The organism is Acinetobacter sp. GG2 (assembly GCF_000292385.1).
Lineage (GTDB): Bacteria > Pseudomonadota > Gammaproteobacteria > Pseudomonadales > Moraxellaceae > Acinetobacter > Acinetobacter seifertii.
This window is the reverse complement of the sequence record NZ_ALOW01000021.1, coordinates 1-25024: the sequence shown is the minus strand read 5'-3', so window position 1 is coordinate 25024 and position 25024 is coordinate 1. Positions and strand designations below refer to the sequence as shown.

22 protein-coding genes are annotated in these 25024 nt (G+C 37.9%); 11 read left to right on the top strand and 11 right to left on the bottom strand.

The window, feature by feature from the left end:
- Positions 1–159: 159 nt before the first annotated feature.
- Both B554_RS0102465 and lysS read right to left on the bottom strand, forming a co-directional pair.
- Positions 160–1617 carry a capsule assembly Wzi family protein gene (locus tag B554_RS0102465; protein ID WP_019456852.1) on the bottom strand — a complete coding sequence of 486 codons (1458 nt, stop codon included), beginning with the start codon at positions 1615–1617 and terminating at the stop codon, positions 160–162.
- Positions 1618–1807: 190 nt separating this feature from the next.
- Positions 1808–3337 (bottom strand): lysine--tRNA ligase, encoded by a 1530-nt coding sequence (lysS, locus tag B554_RS0102460; protein ID WP_004703097.1) that lies wholly within the window; start codon positions 3335–3337, stop codon positions 1808–1810.
- 256 nt (positions 3338–3593) lie between these two features.
- On the opposite strand from lysS, the gene B554_RS0102455 reads away from it, so the two are divergent.
- Positions 3594–4082, top strand: coding sequence for a YqiA/YcfP family alpha/beta fold hydrolase (locus B554_RS0102455; RefSeq protein ID WP_004703099.1), 489 nt, complete (start codon positions 3594–3596; stop codon positions 4080–4082).
- A gap of 22 nt (positions 4083–4104) precedes the next feature.
- On the opposite strand, the gene B554_RS0102450 is transcribed toward B554_RS0102455, so the two are convergent.
- Positions 4105–4545, bottom strand: a complete 441-nt coding sequence (locus B554_RS0102450) for an SRPBCC family protein (protein ID WP_019456851.1) — start codon at positions 4543–4545, stop codon at positions 4105–4107.
- A gap of 442 nt (positions 4546–4987) precedes the next feature.
- Between B554_RS0102450 and rubA the strand changes: the two genes are divergently transcribed.
- The 4 genes from rubA to oxyR all read left to right on the top strand — a co-directional run bounded on the left by rubA (position 4988) and on the right by oxyR (position 8338).
- The gene (gene rubA / locus B554_RS0102445) at positions 4988–5152 is read left to right on the top strand and encodes a rubredoxin RubA (protein ID WP_000760495.1); all 165 of its coding nucleotides are present in this window, start codon (positions 4988–4990) and stop codon (positions 5150–5152) included.
- 92 nt (positions 5153–5244) lie between these two features.
- Entirely contained in the window at positions 5245–6426 is a 1182-nt protein-coding gene (rubB, locus tag B554_RS0102440; RefSeq protein WP_019456850.1) for a rubredoxin reductase RubB, read from the top strand.
- Positions 6427–6478: 52 nt separating this feature from the next.
- Positions 6479–7423 carry an esterase EstB gene (gene estB, locus B554_RS0102435; RefSeq protein ID WP_004703103.1) on the top strand — a complete coding sequence of 315 codons (945 nt, stop codon included), beginning with the start codon at positions 6479–6481 and terminating at the stop codon, positions 7421–7423.
- A gap of 6 nt (positions 7424–7429) precedes the next feature.
- On the top strand, positions 7430–8338 hold the full coding sequence (gene oxyR, locus B554_RS0102430) for a LysR family transcriptional regulator OxyR (protein ID WP_004703104.1): 909 nt from the start codon (positions 7430–7432) through the stop codon (positions 8336–8338).
- Between the two features lie 29 nt (positions 8339–8367).
- On the opposite strand, the gene B554_RS0102425 is transcribed toward oxyR, so the two are convergent.
- From B554_RS0102425 to mtgA, 3 genes are all read right to left on the bottom strand, one after another.
- Complete coding sequence (locus B554_RS0102425; RefSeq protein ID WP_019456849.1) at positions 8368–8958, bottom strand: SPOR domain-containing protein; 591 nt, start codon at positions 8956–8958, stop codon at positions 8368–8370.
- A gap of 238 nt (positions 8959–9196) precedes the next feature.
- Positions 9197–11275 (bottom strand): polyphosphate kinase 1, encoded by a 2079-nt coding sequence (gene ppk1 / locus B554_RS0102420; RefSeq protein ID WP_019456848.1) that lies wholly within the window; start codon positions 11273–11275, stop codon positions 9197–9199.
- 104 nt (positions 11276–11379) lie between these two features.
- Positions 11380–12057, bottom strand: coding sequence for a monofunctional biosynthetic peptidoglycan transglycosylase (gene mtgA / locus B554_RS0102415; RefSeq protein WP_019456847.1), 678 nt, complete (start codon positions 12055–12057; stop codon positions 11380–11382).
- A 76-nt stretch (positions 12058–12133) separates the two neighbouring features.
- Between mtgA and B554_RS0102410 the strand changes: the two genes are divergently transcribed.
- Positions 12134–12943, top strand: a complete 810-nt coding sequence (locus B554_RS0102410) for a rhomboid family intramembrane serine protease (protein WP_004703112.1) — start codon at positions 12134–12136, stop codon at positions 12941–12943.
- 1 nt (position 12944) lies between these two features.
- On the opposite strand, the gene B554_RS0102405 is transcribed toward B554_RS0102410, so the two are convergent.
- Both B554_RS0102405 and B554_RS0102400 read right to left on the bottom strand, forming a co-directional pair.
- Positions 12945–15404, bottom strand: a complete 2460-nt coding sequence (locus B554_RS0102405) for an ABC transporter permease (protein ID WP_019456846.1) — start codon at positions 15402–15404, stop codon at positions 12945–12947.
- A gap of 3 nt (positions 15405–15407) precedes the next feature.
- Positions 15408–16100 (bottom strand): ABC transporter ATP-binding protein, encoded by a 693-nt coding sequence (locus tag B554_RS0102400; protein WP_019456845.1) that lies wholly within the window; start codon positions 16098–16100, stop codon positions 15408–15410.
- 44 nt (positions 16101–16144) lie between these two features.
- Between B554_RS0102400 and B554_RS0102395 the strand changes: the two genes are divergently transcribed.
- Positions 16145–16768 (top strand): arylesterase, encoded by a 624-nt coding sequence (locus B554_RS0102395; RefSeq protein WP_031944919.1) that lies wholly within the window; start codon positions 16145–16147, stop codon positions 16766–16768.
- Positions 16769–16800: 32 nt separating this feature from the next.
- Here the strand turns inward: B554_RS0102395 and B554_RS0102390 are convergent, their stop codons facing one another.
- Positions 16801–17415: a carbonic anhydrase gene (locus B554_RS0102390; RefSeq protein WP_019456843.1), complete on the bottom strand. Its 615-nt coding sequence runs from the start codon at positions 17413–17415 to the stop codon at positions 16801–16803.
- Positions 17416–17699: 284 nt separating this feature from the next.
- Between B554_RS0102390 and B554_RS0102385 the strand changes: the two genes are divergently transcribed.
- Both B554_RS0102385 and B554_RS0102380 read left to right on the top strand, forming a co-directional pair.
- Positions 17700–18728, top strand: a complete 1029-nt coding sequence (locus tag B554_RS0102385; protein ID WP_019456842.1) for an alpha/beta fold hydrolase — start codon at positions 17700–17702, stop codon at positions 18726–18728.
- Positions 18729–18754: 26 nt separating this feature from the next.
- Positions 18755–19762, top strand: a complete 1008-nt coding sequence (locus tag B554_RS0102380; RefSeq protein ID WP_019456841.1) for a hypothetical protein — start codon at positions 18755–18757, stop codon at positions 19760–19762.
- A 23-nt stretch (positions 19763–19785) separates the two neighbouring features.
- Here the strand turns inward: B554_RS0102380 and B554_RS0102375 are convergent, their stop codons facing one another.
- Both B554_RS0102375 and nfuA read right to left on the bottom strand, forming a co-directional pair.
- A complete protein-coding gene (locus B554_RS0102375) occupies positions 19786–22041 on the bottom strand; it encodes a TonB-dependent siderophore receptor (protein WP_019456840.1) in 2256 nt (751 codons plus the stop codon).
- A 166-nt stretch (positions 22042–22207) separates the two neighbouring features.
- On the bottom strand, positions 22208–22846 hold the full coding sequence (gene nfuA / locus B554_RS0102370) for a Fe-S biogenesis protein NfuA (RefSeq protein ID WP_004703125.1): 639 nt from the start codon (positions 22844–22846) through the stop codon (positions 22208–22210).
- A gap of 158 nt (positions 22847–23004) precedes the next feature.
- On the opposite strand from nfuA, the gene B554_RS0102365 reads away from it, so the two are divergent.
- Together B554_RS0102365 and B554_RS0102360 are read left to right on the top strand one after the other, a co-directional pair.
- Positions 23005–23622, top strand: a complete 618-nt coding sequence (locus B554_RS0102365; RefSeq protein WP_019456839.1) for a rhomboid family intramembrane serine protease — start codon at positions 23005–23007, stop codon at positions 23620–23622.
- 169 nt (positions 23623–23791) lie between these two features.
- Positions 23792–25024: arylsulfatase (locus tag B554_RS0102360; protein ID WP_019456838.1), on the top strand; the 1233-nt coding region annotated here is incomplete at its 3' end.

Genomic DNA, 25024 nt, shown 5'->3' with positions numbered 1-25024 from the left:
TCATATAAATGTAAAATACTGATTCGCATAGATAACCTGTCTATCGTAGCTCGCATTATTAGCTGAAGCAAATCACGATCTCATCTTTAGATTTCTTTAAATACAATAAAAAAGAGAAGCCATTTTAGCTTCTCTCTTGCTATAGCACTATTTAATTAATTAGAAACCAAACATTTTACGTTCTAATGGAATTTCAATACCAATAGATGCACCTGAATCATTACCTTCTAGGTCAGAGTCGCTAATCCAACCATTAATTTTTAATGGAAGATCTGGTTTGATGTAATGCGTCCAAGTTAAATCAAGTGCTTTGATTTTATCTTCTTTAGGGAAGGCTTTATTGATTGCCAAGTTAGATTCATTTACCTTCACAACCATTGCACGGCCACTTAAGCGATTCATCGTGTCAAAGCGAATATCACCACCGACAGAGTACATTTGACCATCACCACCAATTGCATGCCCTAGAGGGAAACCATGCTGATAATAACCGTCAGTATATTGATGATGACTATATGAAATGCCTTTTACATCGCCATTAGTACGCGTATCTGCCCATTCAGCATAAAGTTGGTAAGGCATATTTTTAACAATTGAAGAATAATCAGCACCAGCTAAATACATTTTTTTCGATGGTAAGTAACCTGCTTCGTCTTCACCAATGTATTGTCCATAAACACTGACTGGAATATTAAATAAAGGTTGTAGGTGTAAGCGAGCATCAAAACCAGCTAACTGGTTAGACGGATTATCTACACCAATACAGTCAGTATTTGTACAGCCATTATCTTTACCAATAATTGCATTCCAATATGCCTTAAAGCTGTTTGGTTGCCCATCACCACCAATCTGAAGTGTACGTGAAGCACCTAACTCCAAAGCTGGAACTGGACGTGCAGTTACACGCATCCCCAATAATTTAGCATTAGGGACAGCCTTATAGTCATCTAACTGACCTGCAAATAATTGGTATTGCCAAGGCCCAATCCAAGACAACCATTTATTTTCAAATGCATCTTGTACAGCTCGTTGCATGGTTACCCCATAAACGGGACGACTCGCATCACCACGGATTAAGCTGCCATCATGTCCAGGTCCCCACCACGTTGGAATTTGACCTGCAACAACCCATTGATTCCAGAGCTTGCCAGCAACATACGAACCTTCTACATTCGCATCATGCCCACTATCAATTTGTGGATCTTTTTCAGCGTTTACACGAATTTTTGCGTCCCAGTTTTCACCGCCCGCATTAAACTCTACAGACCCTTCATACTGTGATTTATGATTATTTCCAAATGCTTGAGGAATATCTTTGATATCTGTTCCTGCAAAAGCACCTACTTTAACTGTATCGTTATCTGCTTTTAATGCATTAAGAACTGAATTAATAACTTTTTGTTGAGCTGGATGAGTTACTTTAGCCTGAGAGAGTGCGCGCTGAATTTCATCACCGCTTAAAGGCCAAGTAGAAGTGCTGATGTTAATAACACCTTGTTGATTCAACCAATTTAAATCTGTACGCAAATCATCATTATTAAGCACCAAACCTTGGGCAAAAACAGCTGAAGAGGCAGCTGTTAATAATGCAATTGAAAGTGTTTTTCTTAAAAACATGTCAGCACAATTCTCAAAGTTATTTATGAGCAACACATTAATTTTTTTATCACAAATTTGCAATTGTTAAACTGTGCAATTACATTTTTTAACGTGGTCTTAAGTTTTCTATAATTTTAGTGTCTTTCATATATAAATAGTGAATAAAAAAAGGCAGTATAAACTGCCTTTTTGTACTTTGAAGATTAAATTAACCTTCTTTACGACGCATATGCGGGAATAAAATTACATCACGAATACTTGGCGCATCAGCAAAAAGCATAACCAAACGGTCAATACCAATACCTTCACCAGCTGTTGGAGGTAAACCGTATTCAAGCGCTTCAACAAACTCTGCATCGTAGTGCATTGCTTCGTCATCGCCCGCATCTTTTTCAGCAACCTGAGCTTGGAAACGCTCTGCCTGATCAATTGGGTCATTTAACTCGCTAAAGCCATTTGCCAATTCACGTCCGCCGATGAAAAACTCAAAACGATCGGTAATGTGCGGATTGTCATCATTACGACGAGCAAGTGGAGACGTTTCCGCTGGATATTCAGTGATAAAGGTAGGTTGACGCAGTTTAGTTTCAACTGTTTCTTCAAATACGATTGTTTGAAGTTTACCTAAACCAAAACCAGGTTTAACTTGCTCTTTTAATTCCTCACGCACAAATTTTGCAAGGAACTCACGATCACCAACATTTTCTGGGGTGAACTGAGGGTTATTCTCTAAAATGGCATCAAACATAGAGATTTTCTTGAATGGCCCTTTAAAGCTAAACACTTCACCTTGGTAAGGCACATCAGTCGTACCTAAAATATCAAGAGCTAGCTTTTCAAGCATGTTTTCAGTTAAAGCCATTAGGTCTTTATAATCAGCATATGCCTGATAAAACTCGATCATTGTAAATTCAGGGTTATGACGTGTTGACACCCCCTCATTACGGAAGTTACGGTTAATTTCAAACACGCGCTCAAAACCACCAACAACCAAACGCTTTAAATAAAGCTCAGGTGCGATACGCAAGAATAGCGGCATATCTAAAGCATTGTGATGCGTTTCAAACGGACGTGCAGATGCACCACCCGGAATTACATGCATCATTGGCGTTTCGACTTCCATGAAACGCTCATTTGTTAAAAATGCACGAATACCTGCAACAACTTTGGCACGAATTTCAAAAGTCTTACGCGTTTCTTCATTCACGATTAAGTCGAGGTAACGCTTACGGTACTTAACTTCTGTATCGTTCAAACCATGAAATTTATCTGGTAACGGACGAAGCGATTTTGTAAGAAGTTCAAAGCTTTCAAGGTGTACATATAAGTCACCTTTGCCAGAACGACCAATATAACCTTCAGCAGCAATAATATCGCCTAGGTCCAAACCCTTAATGGTCTCAAGAATATCTTTTGGTAAACCTTTACGGTCAACATATAACTGGATACGCCCAGTCATATCTTGAATCACCATGAAAGAACCACGGTTTAACATGACACGGCCAGCAACTTTTACATAGACATGTTCAGCGCTTTCAATTTGTTCTTTCGACTGATCTTTAAATTGTTCTTGTAAATCGGCAGCGTAGTGTTCACGTTTAAATGTATTTGGCCAAGGACTCTTTCCAGTATCCTTTGCAACATCTTGGATTTGCTTTAATTTGGCATGACGCTGTGCAATTAAATCGTTTTCGGAAATAGTTGGTTCAGAAGTCGATTGAGCGTTTTGTTGCGTCATCTCTGCCTCGATTAAGTAAAAATTAAGTGCTATATCCTAACAGATTGCGGGAGTTTTTCGAAAGATTTCAACAAAACAAAAATGAAAAAAGTCAAACCACTCACACTAAATCAGTATTCAATGACGAAAATTACTTAGACCAATCGCTAAGATCATTTTTTTTTGCTTTAAGTAAAATATAAAAAAATCCAAATGACCTCGATATTAAAAGGCTTTTTTTGCCTTTTATTTTATCCATGAGATTGTGTAGTAAATAATGAAAATTCTATTTTTACATGGCTTGGATTCTTCTCGTGAATCAACAAAGTTCCATGCCATCTTGCATCCTGAAAAATTTTGTATTGATGTTGATTATCGAAACCTAAGCTACTCTTCAGTTAAAGATTTTTATCACCAAGCGATCGAAACAATTAAACCTGACTTATTGGTTGGACATAGTCTTGGCGGCTACTGGGCATTGAAAACAGCCGCTCAACATAAATTAGCGGTGATTGTTGCTAACCCAAGCCTTAATCCTAGTTTTCGTAATGATTACCCTCACCTTTGTGATGAGGATCTTGATCACTCTCATCCTAAAATGGCTTATTTAGAGTTAGGAGACGAGCAACTTGATATGTATCAAGTACAGGAAAAGCTTTCACCTTATATGACAGTAGAAACATATGACGGAGGGCATCATCGTCTTGCTTATCCTTCTCGTCTCAATGATCTGATTTCTAAAATTCATAAAAAATACTTTGCCTAAACAACGAACTGAGTAAGATGAACTAGCCCCCTTCAGCAATATGTTTTACAACTTCAAATCCTTGAATAAAGCCACTTTTTAACATACCGATATATTCAGGTAAGGTGGCCAATTCAACTTTTAAAGTTGTAGTATTCCCATTTTGGCTTAAAAAATATTTTTCTAGCGAACCACTCCAGCCCTTCACCTCTTCACTTTCTAAGTCTTCCTTACCCTCTTTAATCATTCCTAAATGTTTAAAAATTAGCACTTCAGGCTTTTTCATTTCTTCAATGGTCGAAACCATTCCATTTCCTTCTCCGTCTAGAAAATATGTTTTACCACCAATTTTCCAGTCAGTGCGCATTGAAGAATCCGGCGCAAAGAATTTCGTCCATGCATTATATGTCTCGCTATTCCAGAGTACGTTCCATACTTTTTCTATAGGCGCGTTAATCTCTACTTCATATACTAGAATTTCCATACTCAACTTCCTTATCTCTGTTACTCAAGTATTCAACAAACTTTATCACTTTATATAAATATCAATTTATCTGTCTATTTATTAATCAGCTTATGTTTTTAAGAACTTTATTTATATAAATGCTTTGTTCTTTTTGTAACCCTTCATATCACTTAAAACCTTATTAGATTAATAAGTGAATAAAAAAATATGATTTATTATGTATTTATGTTGAAGTTTTGCCTAAATAACCAGTTATTTGTCTCGATATGCCATTCATCTTTGCTTACGAATGATTAAACTCCCTTATGTGCTTTACTTTAAATGTAGAACTGCGTAAAAATTTGATACCCGATCAAAGCTACATTAGTTATTATTGAACGGATCGTAGTTACATTATTAATAGATGGAATAGTTTTACTGAAAGGCAGCTTTGAGCAAACTTATCAGTGCGGAGAGTCTCATGAAAAAATATCAATGTATCGTTTGTGGATGGATTTACGATGAAGCAGAAGGTTGGCCACAAGACGGCATTGCAGCTGGAACAAAATGGGAAGATATCCCTGATGATTGGACTTGCCCTGATTGTGGCGTTTCAAAAGCTGACTTTGAAATGATCGAAATCTAATGTCTTAAATGAAAAGGCCATGATTTACATGGTCTTTTTTATATATCACCAATCACCGTATTAAATGAACAATTCTAATTCTGGAGAAAAAAATGCTTCCAATCGTCATTATCGGATCAGGCATGGCGGGTTATACCTTAGCACGTGAGTTCCGTAAGCTTAACCCAGAGCAAGAACTTGTGATGATTTGTGCGGATGATGCGGTGAACTATGCAAAACCAACGTTATCTAATGCCTTTGCAGGTAAAAAGGCTCCGGAACAAATTCCGTTAGGTGATGCTGCAAAAATGAGTGCACAGCTCAATATGCGTATTGAACCTTTTACATGGGTGAAAGAAATTTTAGCTGAGCGTCATGAGCTTGTTCTAGAAAAAGATGGTGTTGTTTCTCAACAACCCTATTCAAAATTAATTTTGGCTATTGGTGCCAACCCGATTCGTCTTGCAATTGCAGGAGATGGCAGTGATGACATTCATGTAGTGAACTCACTAATTGACTATCGTACCTTCCGCGAAAACCTTGCTCAACGTAAAGATAAACGTGTTGTAATTTTGGGTGCTGGTTTAATTGGTTGTGAATTTGCCAACGACTTACTTCATAGTGAATATGATGTAACGGTAATTGATTTAGCGCCTCAACCATTAGGCCGTTTATTACCTTCACACATTGCTTCAGCTTTCCAAGAAAATCTTGAAGAAGCTGGGGTTAAATTTGCATTAGGCACTACCGTTGAAAAAGTAAGTAAAATCAATAACGGTGAAGATTACGCAGTTACATTAGCAAATGGTCAAACTTTAGTTGCTGATATCGTACTTTCAGCAATTGGCCTACAACCCAATATTTCTCTTGCTCAAAGCGCAAATATTCAAACCAGCCGTGGTGTAATTACCAATAGCTTGCTTGAAACGAATCAAGCAGATATTTATGCGATTGGTGACTGTGCAGAAGTTAACGGTACCCTACTTCCTTATGTAATGCCAATTATGCAGCAAGCGCGTGCTCTAGCAAAAACATTAAGCGGCCAACAGACAAATGTACATTATCCTGCAATGCCAGTTGCGGTAAAAACCCCGGCTGCACCACTTACAGTTTTACCGGCACCAGTTAATGTCGATGTAAATTGGGAAACTGAAGAATTCGACGATGGTATGCTTGCCAAAGCACTTGATAATGACGGAACATTACGTGGTTTCGTATTGTTAGGTGCGACAGCAGGCAAGCAACGTTTAACTTTAACTAAGCTTGTTCCAGATCTTATTCCTGCCCAAGCATAAAGTTTAAATTAGGAATACTCGTTAAAGAGTATTCCTTTAAGGTATGAATAACATGAATAGCGCCTTACAATTTAGTATTTCACCCTACACTCCTTTTATGCAGGAAACCAAAGTCAACTTAGGCAACGGTATTGAATTGCATGTAGAAGTAGGTGGAAAACCAGAACACCCGACCATTTTGCTGATTATGGGCTTAGGTGCTCAAATGCTATTTTGGCCGGACTTTTTCTGTAAATCGCTCATTGATCAAGGTTTTCGTGTTATTCGTTTTGATAACCGTGATATTGGCCTTTCATCAAAAGTACGTCATCAGGGTAAACGTTTAAATACCATGAAATTGATGGGACGTTTTGCTTTAGGGTTAAGCAATCAGGGCGCACCTTATACATTGTATGATATGGCTGACGACGTCTCGATGCTTCTTGACCGTTTAGGCGTAAGTAAGACTCATGTAGTCGGTGCATCAATGGGCGGTATGATTGCCCAAATTCTTGCTGCAAAATATCCAGAAAAAGTAGAAAAGTTAGGTTTGATGTTTACAAGTAACAATCAACCGTTTTTACCCCCACCATTTCCTAAACAACTTTTAAGTTTGATTGGCAAACCAGAATCACGTGATGAAGAAGGGATTGTTAATCACAGCTTAAAATTATTCCAGCTAATTGGTTCTCCTGGTTATATTAACCATATTGAAGCCGTTCAAACCGCACGAAAACTTTATCAACGTAGCTATTATCCTGCTGGTGTACTTCAACAGTTTTTAGCAATATTATGTACAGGTTCCTTACTGCAACTGGACCGTGAAATTAAGCAACCCACAATAGTCTTACATGGCTCTCGTGATCGCTTACTTCCACCGAGCCACGGTAAGGCTGTAGCAAAAGCAATTTCCGGTGCTAAGTTTGAATTAATTGATGGAATGGGGCATGATATCCCTGCCCATTTTATTCCACAGCTTAGCGGTTTATTTGCGCATCATTTTAAATCATCATACTAGGACACTATGGCTGCATTACCCTCACTAAGACAGCTATCATATTTAGTTACGTTGTCGGAAACTTTGCATTTTACTGAAGCAGCACGTCGCTCTTTTGTTACCCAATCGACTTTATCGGGCGGCATTATGGAGCTAGAAAGGCTACTAGGTGGCGTTCTGGTTGAACGTGACCGTCAGAATGTGCGTTTAACGCCATTAGGTGAGCAAGTCGTTGCTCGAGCCCGTGTATTGCTAGCAGATGCTCAGGATTTAATGCGTTTAAGCCGTGAAATGAGTGAACCATTAACTGGTGATCTTCATTTGGGTGTTATTCCAACCATTGCACCTTTTATCCTGACACGGTTACTTGATGAAGTGCATCACCAATTACCAAAAATTCAGTTGCATTTACATGAAGCTCAAAGCGAGAAAATTGTAGAGCGATTAGAGCATGGTAATTTGGACATGATCGTTCTTGCACTACCTTTTGACACAAGAAGTCTAAAAGTAGCTGAAATTTCAAAAGAAAATTTGTATCTTGTTTGCAGTAAACAAGATACAAATGCGCTTCAAGCAAACTCTTTAGATGACCTCGATTTGTCACGACTGATTTTACTTGAAGAAGGCCATTGCTTACGTGACCACGTATTAAGTGCGTGTCCAATTGGTGAGCGTAAAAACGATAACCGTTTAAAAGCAAGTTCATTACCTACCTTAGTTGAGATGGTGTCTTCTAATTTAGGTTTTACGCTTTTACCAGAAATCGCAATTGAAAATAGTATGATCAAGTTTAATGATCAGATTACTGCAAAACCAATTGAAGATGCACCAAGTCGTACTCTCGCCCTCGTTACACGTAAAAGTACACCACTACAAAGCGAATTTGATGTACTCCTGCAAATCATGCAGAAAATCACAACAAATTTACATGAATAAAAAAAGGAGTCTTCGGACTCCTTTTTCTTTTACTGCACTGTTAAAGATGCCCATTTGAAAACCCAAGCTGATTTCAAATCTAAATTCTCATCTGAAATGATTTTTTCTCGAATGATTTGTGCAATCGCATAATCATTAGCTGGGTCTACCATGACCCGTATTCCTTTTGTGGTTGGACTAGCCACAACCTTATATCCTTTGGCGTGCAATTGTGACTGGAGCATATTTGCTTTATTTTGATTAGGTGCTAATGCGACTTGTACCATCCATTTTTTTTCACCATTTTCTAAAATTTCTTTAGCCACTGCTGCATCAAGCTGTTTTTTATTATCAAGAGTTTTCTTTTCTTCTATTTTTTTTGATTGAGTCTCTTCAGCCTTCTTTTGTGCTAACTGCTCATCTTGAGTCATTTTTCTTTTTTGAATGTTTACAGATTTATTTTGTGTTTCAATCTTCTTATTTTTTTCCCTAGGCGGCTGTACAAAATAGGGATATATCATTTGATCATCATATTTATGAAATACAATAATATCTCCATAGCACTTTTGATCTGCATAAGCAGTCACTGGCATTACCCCTAAAAATATTCTAATAAATAAACTTTTAATAAAGCATTGCATATTATTCACTTACCAAAGTTAAGTATATTTAATGCGGCGTATTAAAGTAGATTTCTCGTGATTTGTATATTTTTAATATTCAAAGTTTTATGCAAAGAATCACATATTTTTTAAACATCTTGCGTTAATTCAAATTATTATTGTATATCCTGCAACCATTTAAGTATTCAGACTAAAATACTTTGAATTTCATATAATTAAAAAAACCGACATAAAGTCGGTTTTCTAATATTAAGTTTTATTTAAATGTTTCTAATAATTCCCTTTGAGCATTATGCAATTTTTCACCTTCAGCAGGTTGGGCACGAACCCAAGTACCATCACCTTGTAATAACCAAGCTTGCTGATTATCTTGCAAATAATTAAGAAGACCTTGTTGATAAATTCGTTTCTTCAATGCTGGGTCTTCAATTGGGAAACATGCTTCAACACGATTAAATAGGTTACGATCCATCCAGTCTGCACTTGAACAGTAAATACGTGCATCGCCGTTATTACTAAAGTAATAAACACGCGTATGCTCAAGGAAGCGCCCTACTATTGAACGTACTCGAATGTTTTCCGATAAATTCGGTAATCCTGGACGTAAGCAGCAAATCGAACGGATAATGAGATCTACCTGTACCCCTGCTTGAGAAGCTTCATATAATTTATTGATTAATTGAACTTCAGTTAAAGCATTTACTTTGACAATAATTTGGGCTTTACGACCAGCCTTAGCATTGGCAATTTCTTCATCAATAAAGTTGATGAGCTGAGCATGCAAAGTAAAAGGTGCATGGAGCAACTTTTTCAGTTTTGCCATTTTGCCCATACCTGTTAACTCTTGGAAGATACGATGTACGTCTTCACATAAGTCTTTATCGGTCGTCATAAGACCATAATCGGTATAAATACGGGCATTCATCGCATGGTAGTTACCTGTTCCTAAATGAACATAACGTACCAATTTATTATTTTCACGGCGTACTACCATAATCATTTTGGCATGCGTTTTATAACCCACAATGCCATAAACGACTACCGCTCCTGCTTCTTGAAGTACATTCGCCACTTCAATGTTTGATTCTTCATCAAAACGGGCACGTAACTCAATAACTGCCGTTACTTCTTTTCCATTACGTGCAGCTTCGGCCAAGACTTGTACAATTTCCGAATCAACACCACTACGGTAAAGCGTTTGTTTAATTGCAAGTACTTGTGGATCACGTGCTGCTTCACGGAGTAACTGAATAACTGGAGCAAAAGATTCAAATGGGTGATGAAGCAAAATATCCTGCTTTTGCATAGCCGAGAAAATACTCTCAGTCTTTTTAAATACTTTTGGTACGACCGGTGTATGCGAGTCATAACGCAAATGAGGACGTTTAAAGTTTGAAACCAGACGAGCCAAATTTACAGGACCATCAACTTTGTATAGTTGCTCATCGGTTAAATCGAATTCTTCTAATAAATATTCATAAATATGCTGTGGACAGTTATGAGTCACTTCTAAGCGAACTGCACGACCAAATCGGCGTGAACTTAACTCACCTTTTAAAGCTTTTGCTAAATCTTCAACGTCCTCATTGAGCGCCAAATCGGCATTACGGGTAACACGGAATTGGTAACAACCCGTTGCAGTCATGCCTGGGAACAAGTCTGATACATGCTCATGAATAATGGCAGACAGCATGACATGATGCTCTTTACCGCCTGTCAACTCATCTGGTAATCGTACAACCCGAGGTAATGAGCGTGGTGCTGGTACAACCGCTAAGTCAATTTGACGACCAAATGCATCTTTACCTTCTAAGGTCACAATAAAGTTCAGGCTTTTATTGACTAAACGCGGAAATGGATGAGCTGGATCTAGACTAATTGGTGTTAGAACAGGCGCAACTTGTTCCTGAAAATATTTTTTAACCCAAGCTGATTGAGCTGGCGTTAATTCCCCACGACGCAAGAAACAAATGTCTTCTTCACGGAGTTTAGGCAAGATTTCTTCATTTAAAATACGATATTGACGTTCAATTGCAGCATGAGCAGTCTCAGAGATTTTTTGTAAGACTTGTCTAGGTGTTAAACCATCTGGACTTCGACTTTCATTGCCTAGAGCATATTGCTCCATGACACCAGCTACACGAATTTCAAAAAACTCATCTAAATTACGTGAAAAAATAAGCAAGAAATTCATTCGTTCAAGTAATGGATGTAAAGGGTCGACTGCCTGTTCCAATACACGCAAATGAAAGTCAAGAATAGACAATTCACGATTAATATAACGGTCGTTATAACTATATTCTGTTGGGGTCGTTGCTGTAATCGCTGTATTCATGTCTAACTTAATCTCTTTCCAACCAAAATCTCTGCAAAATAGTATGCTGCAAAATTATGTCAATTTGATAAAAACTAAAAAAATAACACATCTTTAAGACAGAGTTATTCAGGAATCTGGGTGCTATTCATATAACGTAAAATAACGCGTTTTCGATATTGTAGTTTATGGTCATTACGATGATCTTGATAATATTTTGGATCTGGTAATAATGCGGCTAAAAAAGCAGCTTGTTCGCGTGTTAGGTTTTTAGCACTTTTACCATAATAATATTGAGCAGCAGCTTCAACACCATATAAATGTTTGCCAAACTCAACCGAATTCATATACACCTCAAGAATTCGGTGTTTTGACCACATGCGCTCCATCATCCATGTCGCTACTGTTTCTTGGCCTTTACGAATAAATGAGCGCTTATTATATAAGAACAAATTCTTTGCAAGCTGTTGAGATACGGTAGAACCACCCGCAACAACTTCACCCTCTTCGTTATTACGCTCTAGCGCAAAACGAATACCTTGCCAATCAAAGCCATGATGATGAATAAACTTTGCATCTTCACCGGCTAAAATTGCATGTTTGAAATTATCGCTTATATCATCATAGTCGAGCCATTCATGAATGATCGGCCGAGATGTATCTGACCAATAATCAATTCGCATGAACATGGTAGTATCAACTTCATGAGTACGCCACCAAACTAAACTTGAGAAAATCCAAAGCTGAATTAGGAGAATTAGACCAATAAAAATTAACAACACGCGAACAATAAAAGCTTTCATGTTCGTCCCAATCTCCTGTATTCAACTTTTTTCATGTTAAGCTGTAAAGCATGTTCATATATAACAAAAGCATAGCATGACTCAATCTCAGCCTCCGCACATTAATCGTAAACTCAATGTACAAGCATGGTGGCTGACGGCCCTACTGATCTCAATCAATGTAGGTTTGTTCATCTGGCAAATTATATCTGGAGTCGACATTAGCGACCCAGCCATAAAAGATGCTCTTCACTGGGGTGCAGATTTTACACCACTTACTTTTTCTGGACAGCCCGAACGTTTATTTACCAGCATGTTTTTTCACTTTGGTATCATTCACCTTATGCTTAACATGTGGGCCCTATATATTTTCGGTAATGTCGCTGAAGCTTTATTTGGTCGTTTATATTTTATCGGCCTATATTTGCTTGCTGGCCTGTTTGGTAGCCTTTTAAGTAGCTATATCAATATTCAAAATGGACATGAATTACTACAACATTTTGACCAAAGCTTGCTCCCTCATGTAAGTGCCGGAGCCTCTGGTGCTGTGATGGGATTGGGTGCAGCTTTAACTGTCCTTTCATTATTTCCTCCTCTACCTCATCAAGCCTATATACTCGATAAAAAAGCATTATTAATGATTATGGCGATTAACCTTATATTCGGTCTAGTTGCTACAGGTATCAATAATGCTGCACATGTCGGCGGTATGATTATGGGTGCATTACTCGCGCTGATTTGGTATTTAAGTTACCGTACTAAACTTAGTACGACCTTAAAATTTTTGGGTCTAATGGGAGGACTCTTATTAACAGTCGGCTTCTATATTTACTGTAATCAGCTGAACTCACCATTGCTTCCACTTTGGCATGAAATTTTAATTCAGAACCCAGAAATACTGCCTTAACTTAAATCTGGTTCAGCTCTCGCAAACTTTGTAGTGGTGGTAAATTACAAAGATAACCAAGTCTATATCGACCAATAAGAGCACAAAGCAACATCATAACCAGTGGTAAAATCAACCATATTTCAATATGCCACTGTATAGCCATATTCATTTTATAACTTGCTATCGCACTAATTACTTCGGCAAAACAGCAGGCAACAATGCCTGCTAATAGCCCTAAAAATCCAATTTCTAAACTCAGCATTTGCTTCATTTTATTTTTAGACAAACCAAATGAACGTAATAAAGCAACCTCTCGACGGCGCTCATCCATTAACAGGTTTAAACAAGCAATTAAAACGAGTATTCCAGAAAAGCCAACTAAAGCCGCAAGTACAGTCACGATTTTGACTAATACATTCATTAAACGCTTTACTTCATCCAAAATACGGTCAACATCAATAAAAACTGTATTTGAAAATTGCTGAATAATATTAATCATTTTAGGCTGATCTTGTTTAGGCACATAAAAGCTGCCCAAGTAGCTACCCGCATTTTCATCTAAAGTTTTGGGCGAAAAAATAAAGAAGAAATTTGGACTAAAACTTTCCCATTCAACACTTCTAAAATTCACAACTTTAGCCTGCAAAGTACCGTCTGGCATGCTAAAAGTCAGCTTATCCCCAATCTGAATACCTAAACTTTCAGCAGTTTTTGCCTCGACTGAAACTTGTCCTATGCCATTAAAAGCGGCTTGTCCATTTGTAATGACATTATCATTTGGCAAAATGTTTGACTGAGTTAAATTTAATTCACGGCGTAAAGAATTATTTTGCTTGATTGCATCTTCAGAAAAAGGAACTTCATTCTTTGCAAGTAATCGTCCACGAATATTTGGATACAGAGGCGTACTTCGCCAACCATTTTGTTTTAATTGTTGCTCAAAAGCTTTTAAATCAAATGGTGGTAGGCCATAAACAAACTGGTTTGGTGTGCCTTCCGGTAACTGCTGTTGCCAACGCTCTAATAAATCTGTCCTGAGTACGCTTAGCACGGTAATAAGGCTTAAACCCAAAGCCAGTGCTGTAATTTGTAAGGCACTTTGCGATGGTGAACGAATATAAAAAGATAAACGGGTTTTCATCTTCTTTAAGCTACGAAGCAAAACCCAAACAGCAGTGTACAACAAAACACACAGAACGATAATTGCAGCTAGCACCATAATACTGAGCATCAAGTTTTCACTTAAAACTAAGCTAAAAATAACAAGACTGGTAATACCCGCAAAGAACATAAAAAATAGTGATTTTCGAGATTTAGCCTGCTCTCGAATAACTCGAATTGGAGGTGTATTTAACAACTCCAAGATACTTGGCAAAATAAATCCAAGTAGCACAATTACACTCGTAAAAATGGCTATTGGTAAGGGACCGATTAAAAAGCCGACTACCGAGAAACTTAACTCTAGTTGTGGAATGAGCTGCAACATAAGCTCAAGTAACCCATAACCCATCATTATTCCGAGTAGGCTACCAATCAGAATTGAAATTGCGCTGACTAAAAAAAGTAGCCCGATATATGCCCATAAAATTTGGAACTTACTGGCACCCAAACAACGCATTAAAGCAATATGGTCTTGGTTTTGCTGAACATAACGTTGACTCGTTAAAGCAATCGCAATGCCACACAATAAAATCGTTAAAATATTGGCAAGTTGTAAGAAAGTATCAAGGTTTTCTAGTGGGCGTAATAATCTACTATTTGACTCACTGGCATCGCGTAAACGTAAACCTGCGTTTTCTTCCTGATCATTTACGGGTTTATGTTGCTGTTTAAATTGCTTGCTAAAGTTTTGTACCTGATCAGGTGGACCAGACATTAACAGTCGATAATCGATTCTACTGCCAGTTTGAATTGCATGCGTTTTAGCTATATCGGCTTGATGAATAATAACGGTAGGCGAAAAACCTGAAAAGCCGAGTTCCTGATTCGAATCACGTACAATGACACCACTAAAACGAAATTCGGCATCTGCAATAGAAACCGTATCACCTAGTTTAACTTTAAGTAAATCGGCTGCTCTTTGACTTAACCATAGTTGGCCGGGTTGAATACTCTGTGCACTAGGTGCAATCTCAAGCTGTCCTCTTAACGGAAACGCCGGCTCTATTGCTTTGACATTGACCATGACAAACTGATTTTGAGTATGTGCCATAGAACTAAACATGGTCACATTAGTTTGTTTTAAACCAAATTGTTCTGCCTCTTTTTTCCATTTTGAGTCTATCGGCTCATTATTTGATAGAACTAAATCCGCTGCTAACATTTGTGACGCTTGTAGGCTTACCGCATTTTTAACCTGATCATTACTGAATTTGAGAGCTGTTGTTGCACTAATCGCAAGTGAAAGCGCAATAATGAGTAAATATAACCCACCAGTACGAAAGCTTTGTAGTAAAAGTGGTTTAAGTAGATTACGCATAGTCTAACCACCCTGTACTGTCTTCAAACAACCATCATCTAGTTCAACATGACGCTGGCAAAGCCCAGCTAAATCACGGTCATGTGTAACCAAAATAAGTGTAGTGCCGAGCTCTTTATTTAAATCAAAAAGGAGGCCTTCAACTTCTTGAGCTGTTTGCCCATCTAAGTTCCCAGTTGGCTCATCGGCAAAAATAATTTGTGGTTCGGCAATCAGAGCCCGAGCAATTGCTACACGCTGTTGCTCACCTCCAGATAAGACTTTAGGCGTTTGTTCGGCTTGTCGACTCAACCCTACTCTATGCAACCAGTTTAAGGCTTTTTGCTCAGCAATTTTATAATCAAAGTCTTTACGCAACCGAAGCGGTAACATCACGTTTTCAAGCGCACTTAGTTGCGGTAAAAGTTGGAAAGACTGAAATACAAAACCAATATGTTGCATTCTAATCTGAGCGCGTTGTTCTTCTGTCAACTCATGAACAGCCTGTCCACATAACCACACCTCTCCTTCCGACGGTTGGTCTAAAGTCGCTAAAATGCCCAACAAAGTCGATTTACCTGAGCCAGAACGTCCAGTAATTGCTACCTGCTCACATTCATAAATCTCTAAATCAATATTTTTTAAAATCGTAAACTGATTTTGGTTAATCTGAATAGTTTGTGTAACTTTATGGGCAGCAATAATAGGTTGTGGCATGATGTGGACAGTCCTATATGTTTAGTATTCGAGTTGAAACACAAATGTATAAATCTTATTTGTTTGGTCCTAAAAGCCTCTTACTCATCTCATTGAGCATGTTGCCCATGTTGGTCTCGGCAAAGACTATTTTAATTTTAGGAGATAGTATTAGTGCCAGTTATGGAATAGACCCTAAACAAGGCTGGGTACAATTACTACAAAAACGATTAGACCAACAGTATCCCAAACAACATAAGGTGGTCAATGCAAGCATGAGTGGTGAAACTACAAGTGGCGCTTTAGCGAGATTACCTAAACTTTTACAAACTTATAAACCAGAGGTTGTTGTTATTGAGTTAGGCGGCAATGATGGTTTACGTGGACAACCCCCACAAATGATTCAACAAAATCTATCTCAGCTTGTCCAATTAAGCCAAAAACAAAAAGCGCAGGTTATTCTTTTTGGTATGAAAATTCCGCCAAATTATGGAACTGCTTATAGCAAAGCATTCGAGAATAACTATAAAACTGTAAGTCAAAAATATCAGGTGAAACTGCTACCGTTTTTCCTTGATGGCATCGCTGGTCAAAAACAACTAATGCAAAATGACTTGATTCATCCAAATGCTCAAGCACAAACAAAATTACTTAATTTGGCTTATCCATACATAAAAGGTGCCTTATAGGCACCTTTTAGTTTTAAATTTTTTCAGTCTGCTCAGAAGTCAAAAAAAGTAACTTCACCGGTTTCTAACGAATATTCAGCACCAACAACAATCAACTCGCCTTTTGCGATTAGGCTCTCTAATACAGCAGAACCATGACGTAATTGATTGACCGAAGCAAAAACGTTTGAACGTACTGCATGACATGAAAGTTTTTTCAAATCATTCTTCAGATCAGTTTGCATTAAAATTTCAACTGATGGACGAACACGGTTCACAATTGACATTAAATTAGATGACGGTGGGTGGTCAGGATTCATCAACGTATCAATTGTTGCTTGAATCGCGCCACAATGACTGTGTCCTAATACAATTACAACGGGACAGTCATAACGCTCTGCTGCGAACTCGACGCTACCAACTTGTGAAGGGGCAACCACATTACCAGCAACACGAATTACGAATAAGTCACCAAGACCTTGATCGAATACCATTTCTGCTGGTACACGAGAATCTGAACAACCTAATACAATCGCAAATGGATTTTGGTCCTTTGCCATTTCAGCACGCTCATGGTGCGATAAGGTTTTTGCAAGGGAAGTATTTCCATTTACAAATCGTTGATTACCAGCTTTCAGACGATCTAAAACTTCTTGCGCAGTAGGCATTTTATATTTCCATTGTTTTTTCAAGGTTAGAAATTATTTTAATGTGTCAAAATTTGAATGTCACTGACAAAAAATAAATCCTTTGTTATGAAAAAATTTAAAAATGCCTAATCGATTTTAATCAGCTATTACTGCTCAATTCCCTACTGTTTAGTGAAAAAATAGACATACTTTAGTTCCTAGATTGACTATAATTTTCTTCATTCCAAACGTTTGGCAAATGACTCATTGGCAAAGTTTTTCAATAATTTTTCAAACTCGTTTAAGCTTCAAGGATGAAAACTATGACTAGGCTGTCTGCATCAATTAAAGCCTCCATGAAAAAAACTGCTACTGTATTGACTATAGCTTCTTGTAGCTTATTTTCAGTGATGAGTATTTCTCAAGCACGGGCAGCCGATAATATTGATATCAACTTTCAGACCATATTACAGCAAGAACGTAGCTGGGCTGGACTGCAAAGTAAAAAATTAAAAGTTGGTGATATCACTTGGTCATATAGTGAAGGTGGTTCTAGCACAAAGCCAACTTTACTGCTCATTCATGGGTTAGGTGGTAGTCGAGATAACTGGAACCGAGTAGCACATTACTTAACTACAAATTATCATGTCATTATTCCTGATTTACCAGGGAGTGGCGAAACAATTGTTGCTCAAGATTTCGATTATTCTGTTCCCAACTTAGCTGAAAAATTACGTCGATTTGTTGAAGCTGAAAATTTGAAGGGACCTATTCATATTGCGGGGCACTCGCTTGGTGGCTCAATTGCCCTACTCTATGCTGGACAATATCCATTTGAAACTAAGAGTCTATTTTTAGTTGATAGCGGCGGTATTTTCCGTTCTGCCAACACAATTTATCTCAAAGATCCTACCTATCTAAAACAACTTTTAGTCTCTAAAAAAGGTGACTTTAACTATTTGTTAAAACAAACCATGTTTAATCCTCCATTTATTCCTAAAGAGTTCTTACAGGCTCAGGAAAAACTGATGATTAATCAGGCACCACAAACACAAAAACTAGTTGATCAACTGATCGCACTTAATAAAGTCTATACTCCAGACTCATTTGCAGTGCTTACCAAAACCATTGATGCACCCACACTCATTTTATGGGGCAAACAAGATAAAATTATTAATGTAGAAGTGGCGAGTGAGCTCAAAAGCCTCTTAAAAAATGCACAACCTCCTGTCATTTTAGAAAACGTAGGCCATATGCCAATTTTGGAGGCTGAGCAGTTGGTTATTCAACAATATGTACCGTTTTTACTTAAAGTAGAAACAAATCAAGCGTCAAAAACGACTTCTCATTAAATAAAACTTCGGACTTGTGAGACCTTATGTCTACCCAACCAATCATTGAAAAACTTATTGAAGCTCATCTAGATTTTTTAGATGAGCAATTTGCTCAGACTCAAGTCATCCAACAAGAGTTTGAGCAGTTTTATCATTGGTTGGGTAGCCGGCAGTTACAACAATTGTGGACTTTTGAACAGATTCAACATCTTATTCAAAAGCAAATTTTAGATACACCCGCTTCTGATTTTCTAATTGAACAGATTGCAGAGCATATTCGCTTTGCACTCATTCATCCTGCAAATGACACAGCAACGGTTGAAGATGTTATTCCTGTCTTAACCATTGACCGAATTGCACAGTATGTTGCAAGTAAAGAACAGCATCGTAAAAAACTCATTAAAACGATCGTAAATAACCCTGCTTTTTCGGCCCTACTCACACAACTGATTCAGCAAACCATGCATGACTATCTAGATGAATCAATGTCAAAACGCGTACCAGGTGTAGGTCGTTTTATGAAAATAGGCAAATCGGTATTAGAAACCGTGACCGATTCTAATCTCGATGACACGATTAACCATTATTTGCAAAAGAATATTTTAAAACTCAGCCAAATGAGTGAACGTGTTTTAAACCAACATTTTGACAATGATAAGCTTTATCACTTTCAAGCTAATATTTGGCATAAAGTTAAAACGATGCCACTTTCTGTTTTAAAAAATTATATAGAAACTGAAGATTTAACCAAAACGGTTGGTTTAGGGCATGAAATTTGGGACCATATTCGTCAAACTGATTATCTAAAACAACAAGTCCATGATGGTATTTATACGTGGTACGCGCGTAACCAAGAACGTAATTTTGACTTGTTACTGCGAGACCTAAATATTGAAGAAAGCCTAGTACAACATGAACTTACTCAGTTACTTGTACCCGTATTACAGCAACTCATTACAACAGGACATTTAAGACGCCGTGCCCGTGTGTACTTAGAAAAGTTTTATTACTCTGAAAAAGCATTAGATATTTTAAATAACAAAGGCGCTTGAAGCGCCTTTGTCATAAGTCTTGTTTAGAAAGAATATTTTAAAGATGCATAATAAGCTCGACCTGGCTCATTGTAAGTTTGGCTAATTGAGTTACTATCTCTTAAAATTTGTTTATCAAATAGATTACTTACACCAACGCGTGTACTTATATTATCTGAAAATTTATAACCGACGTTAATTCCAGCAATACTATAGCTTTTTACAGTACTTGGCTTAAGTGCAGAATTTGCTCCACCTGAACCAATCCCCGATTCGAGTCTATTCTCGGCAAACTGGCGTGATTTTTGACGGCCATATTGAGTGAACACAAAATTCACATCTAACTGATCTGTAATGTCATAATCAAAAATTGAGTTAATCGTATAGTTTGGCACTAAAGATAATGGGTTCCCTGTCTGTTTATCTTTCGAGTCCATCATATAAGTAAAGTTGTTAGTCCAGCGGATATCACCGAAGTCTAATCCCAAGCTTCCCTCAAAACCTTGAATTAATGCTTTAGGCGTATTTTCCCAACGTAAGATATTCCATTTGGTATTGGTCACAGCGCCAGTATTTGCATTGGTGCTTGAACCATCTACTGTTCCAACAACATTTGTCCCAGCTATAATTTTATCTTTATAGTCATTGCGGAACCAAGTTAAGCTCGCATTCACGATATCCTTTTGGAACTGAATGCCTAACTCTTTGTTTACGGAAGTCTCGGGTTTTAGATCACCATTACCCTGTAATAAACAACGTGAATCAATATTAGCTGGGCAACCATTACCATTTGTACTTAACAAATACCCTTCGGCATTTTGATACATATTCGGTGCTTTATAGGCTTTTGCTACCCCACCTTTTAAAGTGAAATAATCATTGAGTCTTTGAGTAACGTTTAAGCTTGGGCTCCAATTAGAACCTGATTTGCTGTGATCATCGAAACGTAAACCTAATACCACATCAGTGCTGTCTGTAAATTTTAGGTTATCTTCGATATATGCAGAAGCAATACGTGATTCCATTTTACTGCGATTGCCTTTAGCTAATTGATCGCCATAACCCGAACCACTACTGTCTGTACCCTGATTTGTCGAAATATTATCTTTAAATCTGTCTTCAACCCATTCAGTACCTACTGTTAATACATGCGGTACATAATATTCAAAAGGAATATTGGCTTCACCATTTAATCGAAGCGTTTCTAAGCGTGAAGTGGCTTTGTCATCCAGATTATTAATTTTTCCTTCTGTGCTACCGCCCAAACCTTCAGGAAGGCGCTTATTGTGAGTTTTATCATATTGAGCAACGAGCTTACTTTTACCCCAAGACCAATCCCCTTCATGCGTTAATGCATAGCTATCACGGTACATAGTATTGGTTTCTTTACCGATGAGCTGCGAAAGAATCGCATCCGCTTGAGCATTTGCATTTAACTGAGAATCACCAGAATAAATATTGCCTTGTTTGCTAGAAGAAACATCGAGTAAGATAGTTTGCTGGTCTGTTGCCTGCCAAGCTAAACGGCCTGAAATATCTTTATTTTTAACGCCTTCACGGCCAGCTGCTGTACTGCCTATTGATTTATTAATATCGACGTCGTCAGCTTCTGTTTTATTATAATTACCGTATAAACGATAAGACAAAACGTCTTTAATCAATGGTCCACTTACGTTAAAGCCAACACGATTTGATGCACCTTCTTTAGAGTCTTCAGGTTGTGAAGTATAAAACTCTACCGAACCATGGGTTTCATTCGTCACTTTTTTAGTAATAATATTGACTACACCACCCGCAGCACCAGAGCCATAACGAGCTGCTGCTGGTCCACGTAAAACTTCGATCGACTCGATTGCTTCTGCTGGTACCCAGTTTGAGTCACCGCGTGTATCACGCTCTCCTTTCCAGCCATAACGAACTGAATTACGAGAATTAATCGGTTTTCCATCCACTAAAATAAGTGTATTTTCAGGCCCCATTCCACGAATATCAATTTGTCTATTATTACCACGCTGCCCTGTTGCGCTATTACCAGTTAAATTGACACCCGGCATACGACGTACATAGTCAGAAATATCATTACGAACAGGTAGCTTTTCTAAATCTTCTTTGGTAATCACCGACACACCGAGCGATTGCTTCACCTGCTCTTCAGCTGTTACAAAAATTGTTTCCAATTTCACAGGTTCAGCAGGCTTTTCTAATGCTTGTTCTTGCTCGCTTTGTGCAGCATAAGTCATAGACATCATATTTGCCAGTACTGAAACAGAAAGCACTGACTGGATAATACGCTTCGACATAAGTATTCCCAATATATTGATTTATTAAACATCTCTCATTTTCAGTTTCGCATTGTAACAAATACAAATAAAATTACAAATGATATTGATAATAATTATCATTATTTATATTGAATAATAAAAAAACCTCATATAGAGGCTTTTTTATTTCACTTTTCAAATAATTTTATTTGAAGTAAGCACCTTCAGCTTGTGTATGGTCTGTTTGGTCAACCACACGTTGAAGCTCAGGAATGTTTTCTTTTAAGGTTGTTTCTACACCTTGTTTTAAAGTCACATCAATTGCAGAACAACCTTGGCAACCACCACCAAATTTTAATACAGCAGTTAAACCATGTTCTGGGTCGTCTTGTACTTCTACCAAACTACAGTTACCGCCATGCCCTGCAAGACCTGGGTTAATTTCTGCTTGAAGAATATAAGTAATACGTTCTTCAATTGAAGCATCTGGTCCTACACGTGGCACTTTTGAATTAGGTGCACGGAAAGTTAACTGACCACCGAAACGGTCTTTGTTGTAATCAATTACAGCGTCTAAAAGATATGGAATAGACGGTGCATCAATGTATGCAGGAAAATCAGGATAGTCCTGTTTATAGTCCGTTGGTACCACTTCTTCTGGTGCGCTATATGCCATACAGCACTCTGCACGTGGTGTACCCGGATGTTCAACAAAAATTCGAACGCCAATTCCCGGAGTATTTTGTTTCGCCAATAATTCGTGCAAATACTCTTGTGCAGATGGTGTAATCAAAAGGTTCGGAATTTCTTCTGCAACAGCAGTGTTGGTGTTCTCAGTCGACATAACAATATTCCTCAAGCTGATGCCTTTATATTAACCGAAGATGAGGTGGATTTAAAAAAAATCAACTAAATTTGTCGGATTTATACACAACAGGGTTTCAAGTTGTATTTTTAATGGCATTATTGACCCCAGTATTGATCATTTTTTAAATATTTCTTATGTTGAATTTGCCCTTTAACCATACCATTACCCTTATTATTATTACGGTCGTCGTCTCTTTACTTGCTTTTAGCAATCAAAATGTTATGAATCGTCTGATCTTCTGGCCACCTGCAATGCAACGTGGACAATTTGATCGCTTCATTACACATGGCTTTATTCATGCAGATGGGACACATTTACTGTTCAACATGATTACCCTGTTTTTCTTTGGCAGTATTATTGAGAGTTTTTATCGCCAATATTTTTATGACATGGGCTTTGTGTTGTTCTATTTAGGCGGTTTAATTTTTGCGATTTTACCAAGCTATCTACAACATAAAAATGATGCAAACTGGGCAAGTCTTGGAGCTTCAGGAGCGGTATCTGCTGTTCTATTTGCTTATATTCTGTTTCAGCCATGGAAGCTAATTTTTGTATTTTTTATTCCTGTACCAGCGATTATTTTTGCGGTTTTATATGTCGCTTATAGCATTTGGGCCGGCAAACGTGGCAATACTCATATTAACCATAGTGCCCATTTATGGGGTGCGGCTTACGGCGTAATTGTAACAATCTTGATTGAACCAAGAGTGATTCCGCATTTCCTAGATCAACTTACTCGTTTGCCATTTTAAACTGAATATTTCTGAAAAGCCCTAAATGGGCTTTTCTTTTTTTCTCATTTATTTATGAGCATAAATACTCAGACATTTTTCTGATTTTCTTTGATCAATTCCTTGTTTTGATTGCAAAAACCATCTGATTAAACTCGTGCACAATTCTTTTAATAATTCAGATGATACAATGAAGTACAAAGCTCTTTTATCTAGTCTTTCAATTGCATTATTTAGCTTATCTTTAGCTGGCTGTAACGATAATGATTCACAGGAAACCACGGTAAGTACTCCAAAGCAGCCCAATATTCTGTTCATTATGGCTGACGACTTAGGCTATTCAGATTTAGGAGCCTTTGGTGGTGAAATTCATACGCCTAATATTGATAGTTTGGCACAAGAAGGCCGACTTTTAACGGACTATCATACTGCACCCACTTGTTCCCCTACTCGCTCGCAACTCATTTCAGGGACTGACCACCACTTAGCAGGTATAGGTGCTATGGCAGAGCTTACTCCTGACTATTTAAAAGGGCAGCCAGGCTATGAAGGCTATTTAAATGAACGCTCTTTATCAATTGCTCAAGTACTCAAAGACAATGGTTATCGGACGTATATTAGTGGTAAGTGGCATTTAGGCTTAACCCCTGAAACCAATGCACATGCCAAAGGTTTTGATCATTCATTTACTTTATTGCAAGGTCTAGACCATCACTTTAAACAAGCTCCAAGTGCCTTTAAACGGAACTCGACGTATACCGAAGATGGACAAATTATTCCTGTTTCAGCGTTACCTGATGACTTCTTCTCGACCAACTATTTTACCGACAAATTGCTGAGCTACTTAGAATCAGGCAAAAATAGCGGCAAGCCATTCTTTGCCTATGCTGCTTATACCGCACCTCACTGGCCTATACAGGCGCCTGCTGAATACCGTGACAAATACCGTGGCGTTTACGATGTTGGCTACGATGCCATTCGCAAAGCACGTATAGCACGCCAAAAACAGCTTGGAATTATTCCGGCAAACTTTGAGGCCGCAGAACCAATTGCGACTCAGAATGCACCACAAAAATATGGAAAATGGGATGAGTTAACAGCTGAGCAGAAAGCACTTGAGGCCCGAAAAATGGAAATCTACGCAGGTATGGTAGAAAATCTTGATGCCAATGTAGGACGAATTATCCAATATCTAAAACAAAATAATCTTTATGAAAATACTTTAATTTTCTTTGTTTCTGACAATGGTGCAGAAGGTTTCATTCGTGGTGGATATGGCAGTGAATCTGGTTTTGATAACTCTGTAGCAAACGTAGGTACCCCTACTTCATACCACTATATTGGACCACGTTGGGCCGAGGTCAGTGCAGCACCTTTCCACTTATGGAAAGATACGGCGGGCGAAGGTGCAACCACAGCACCT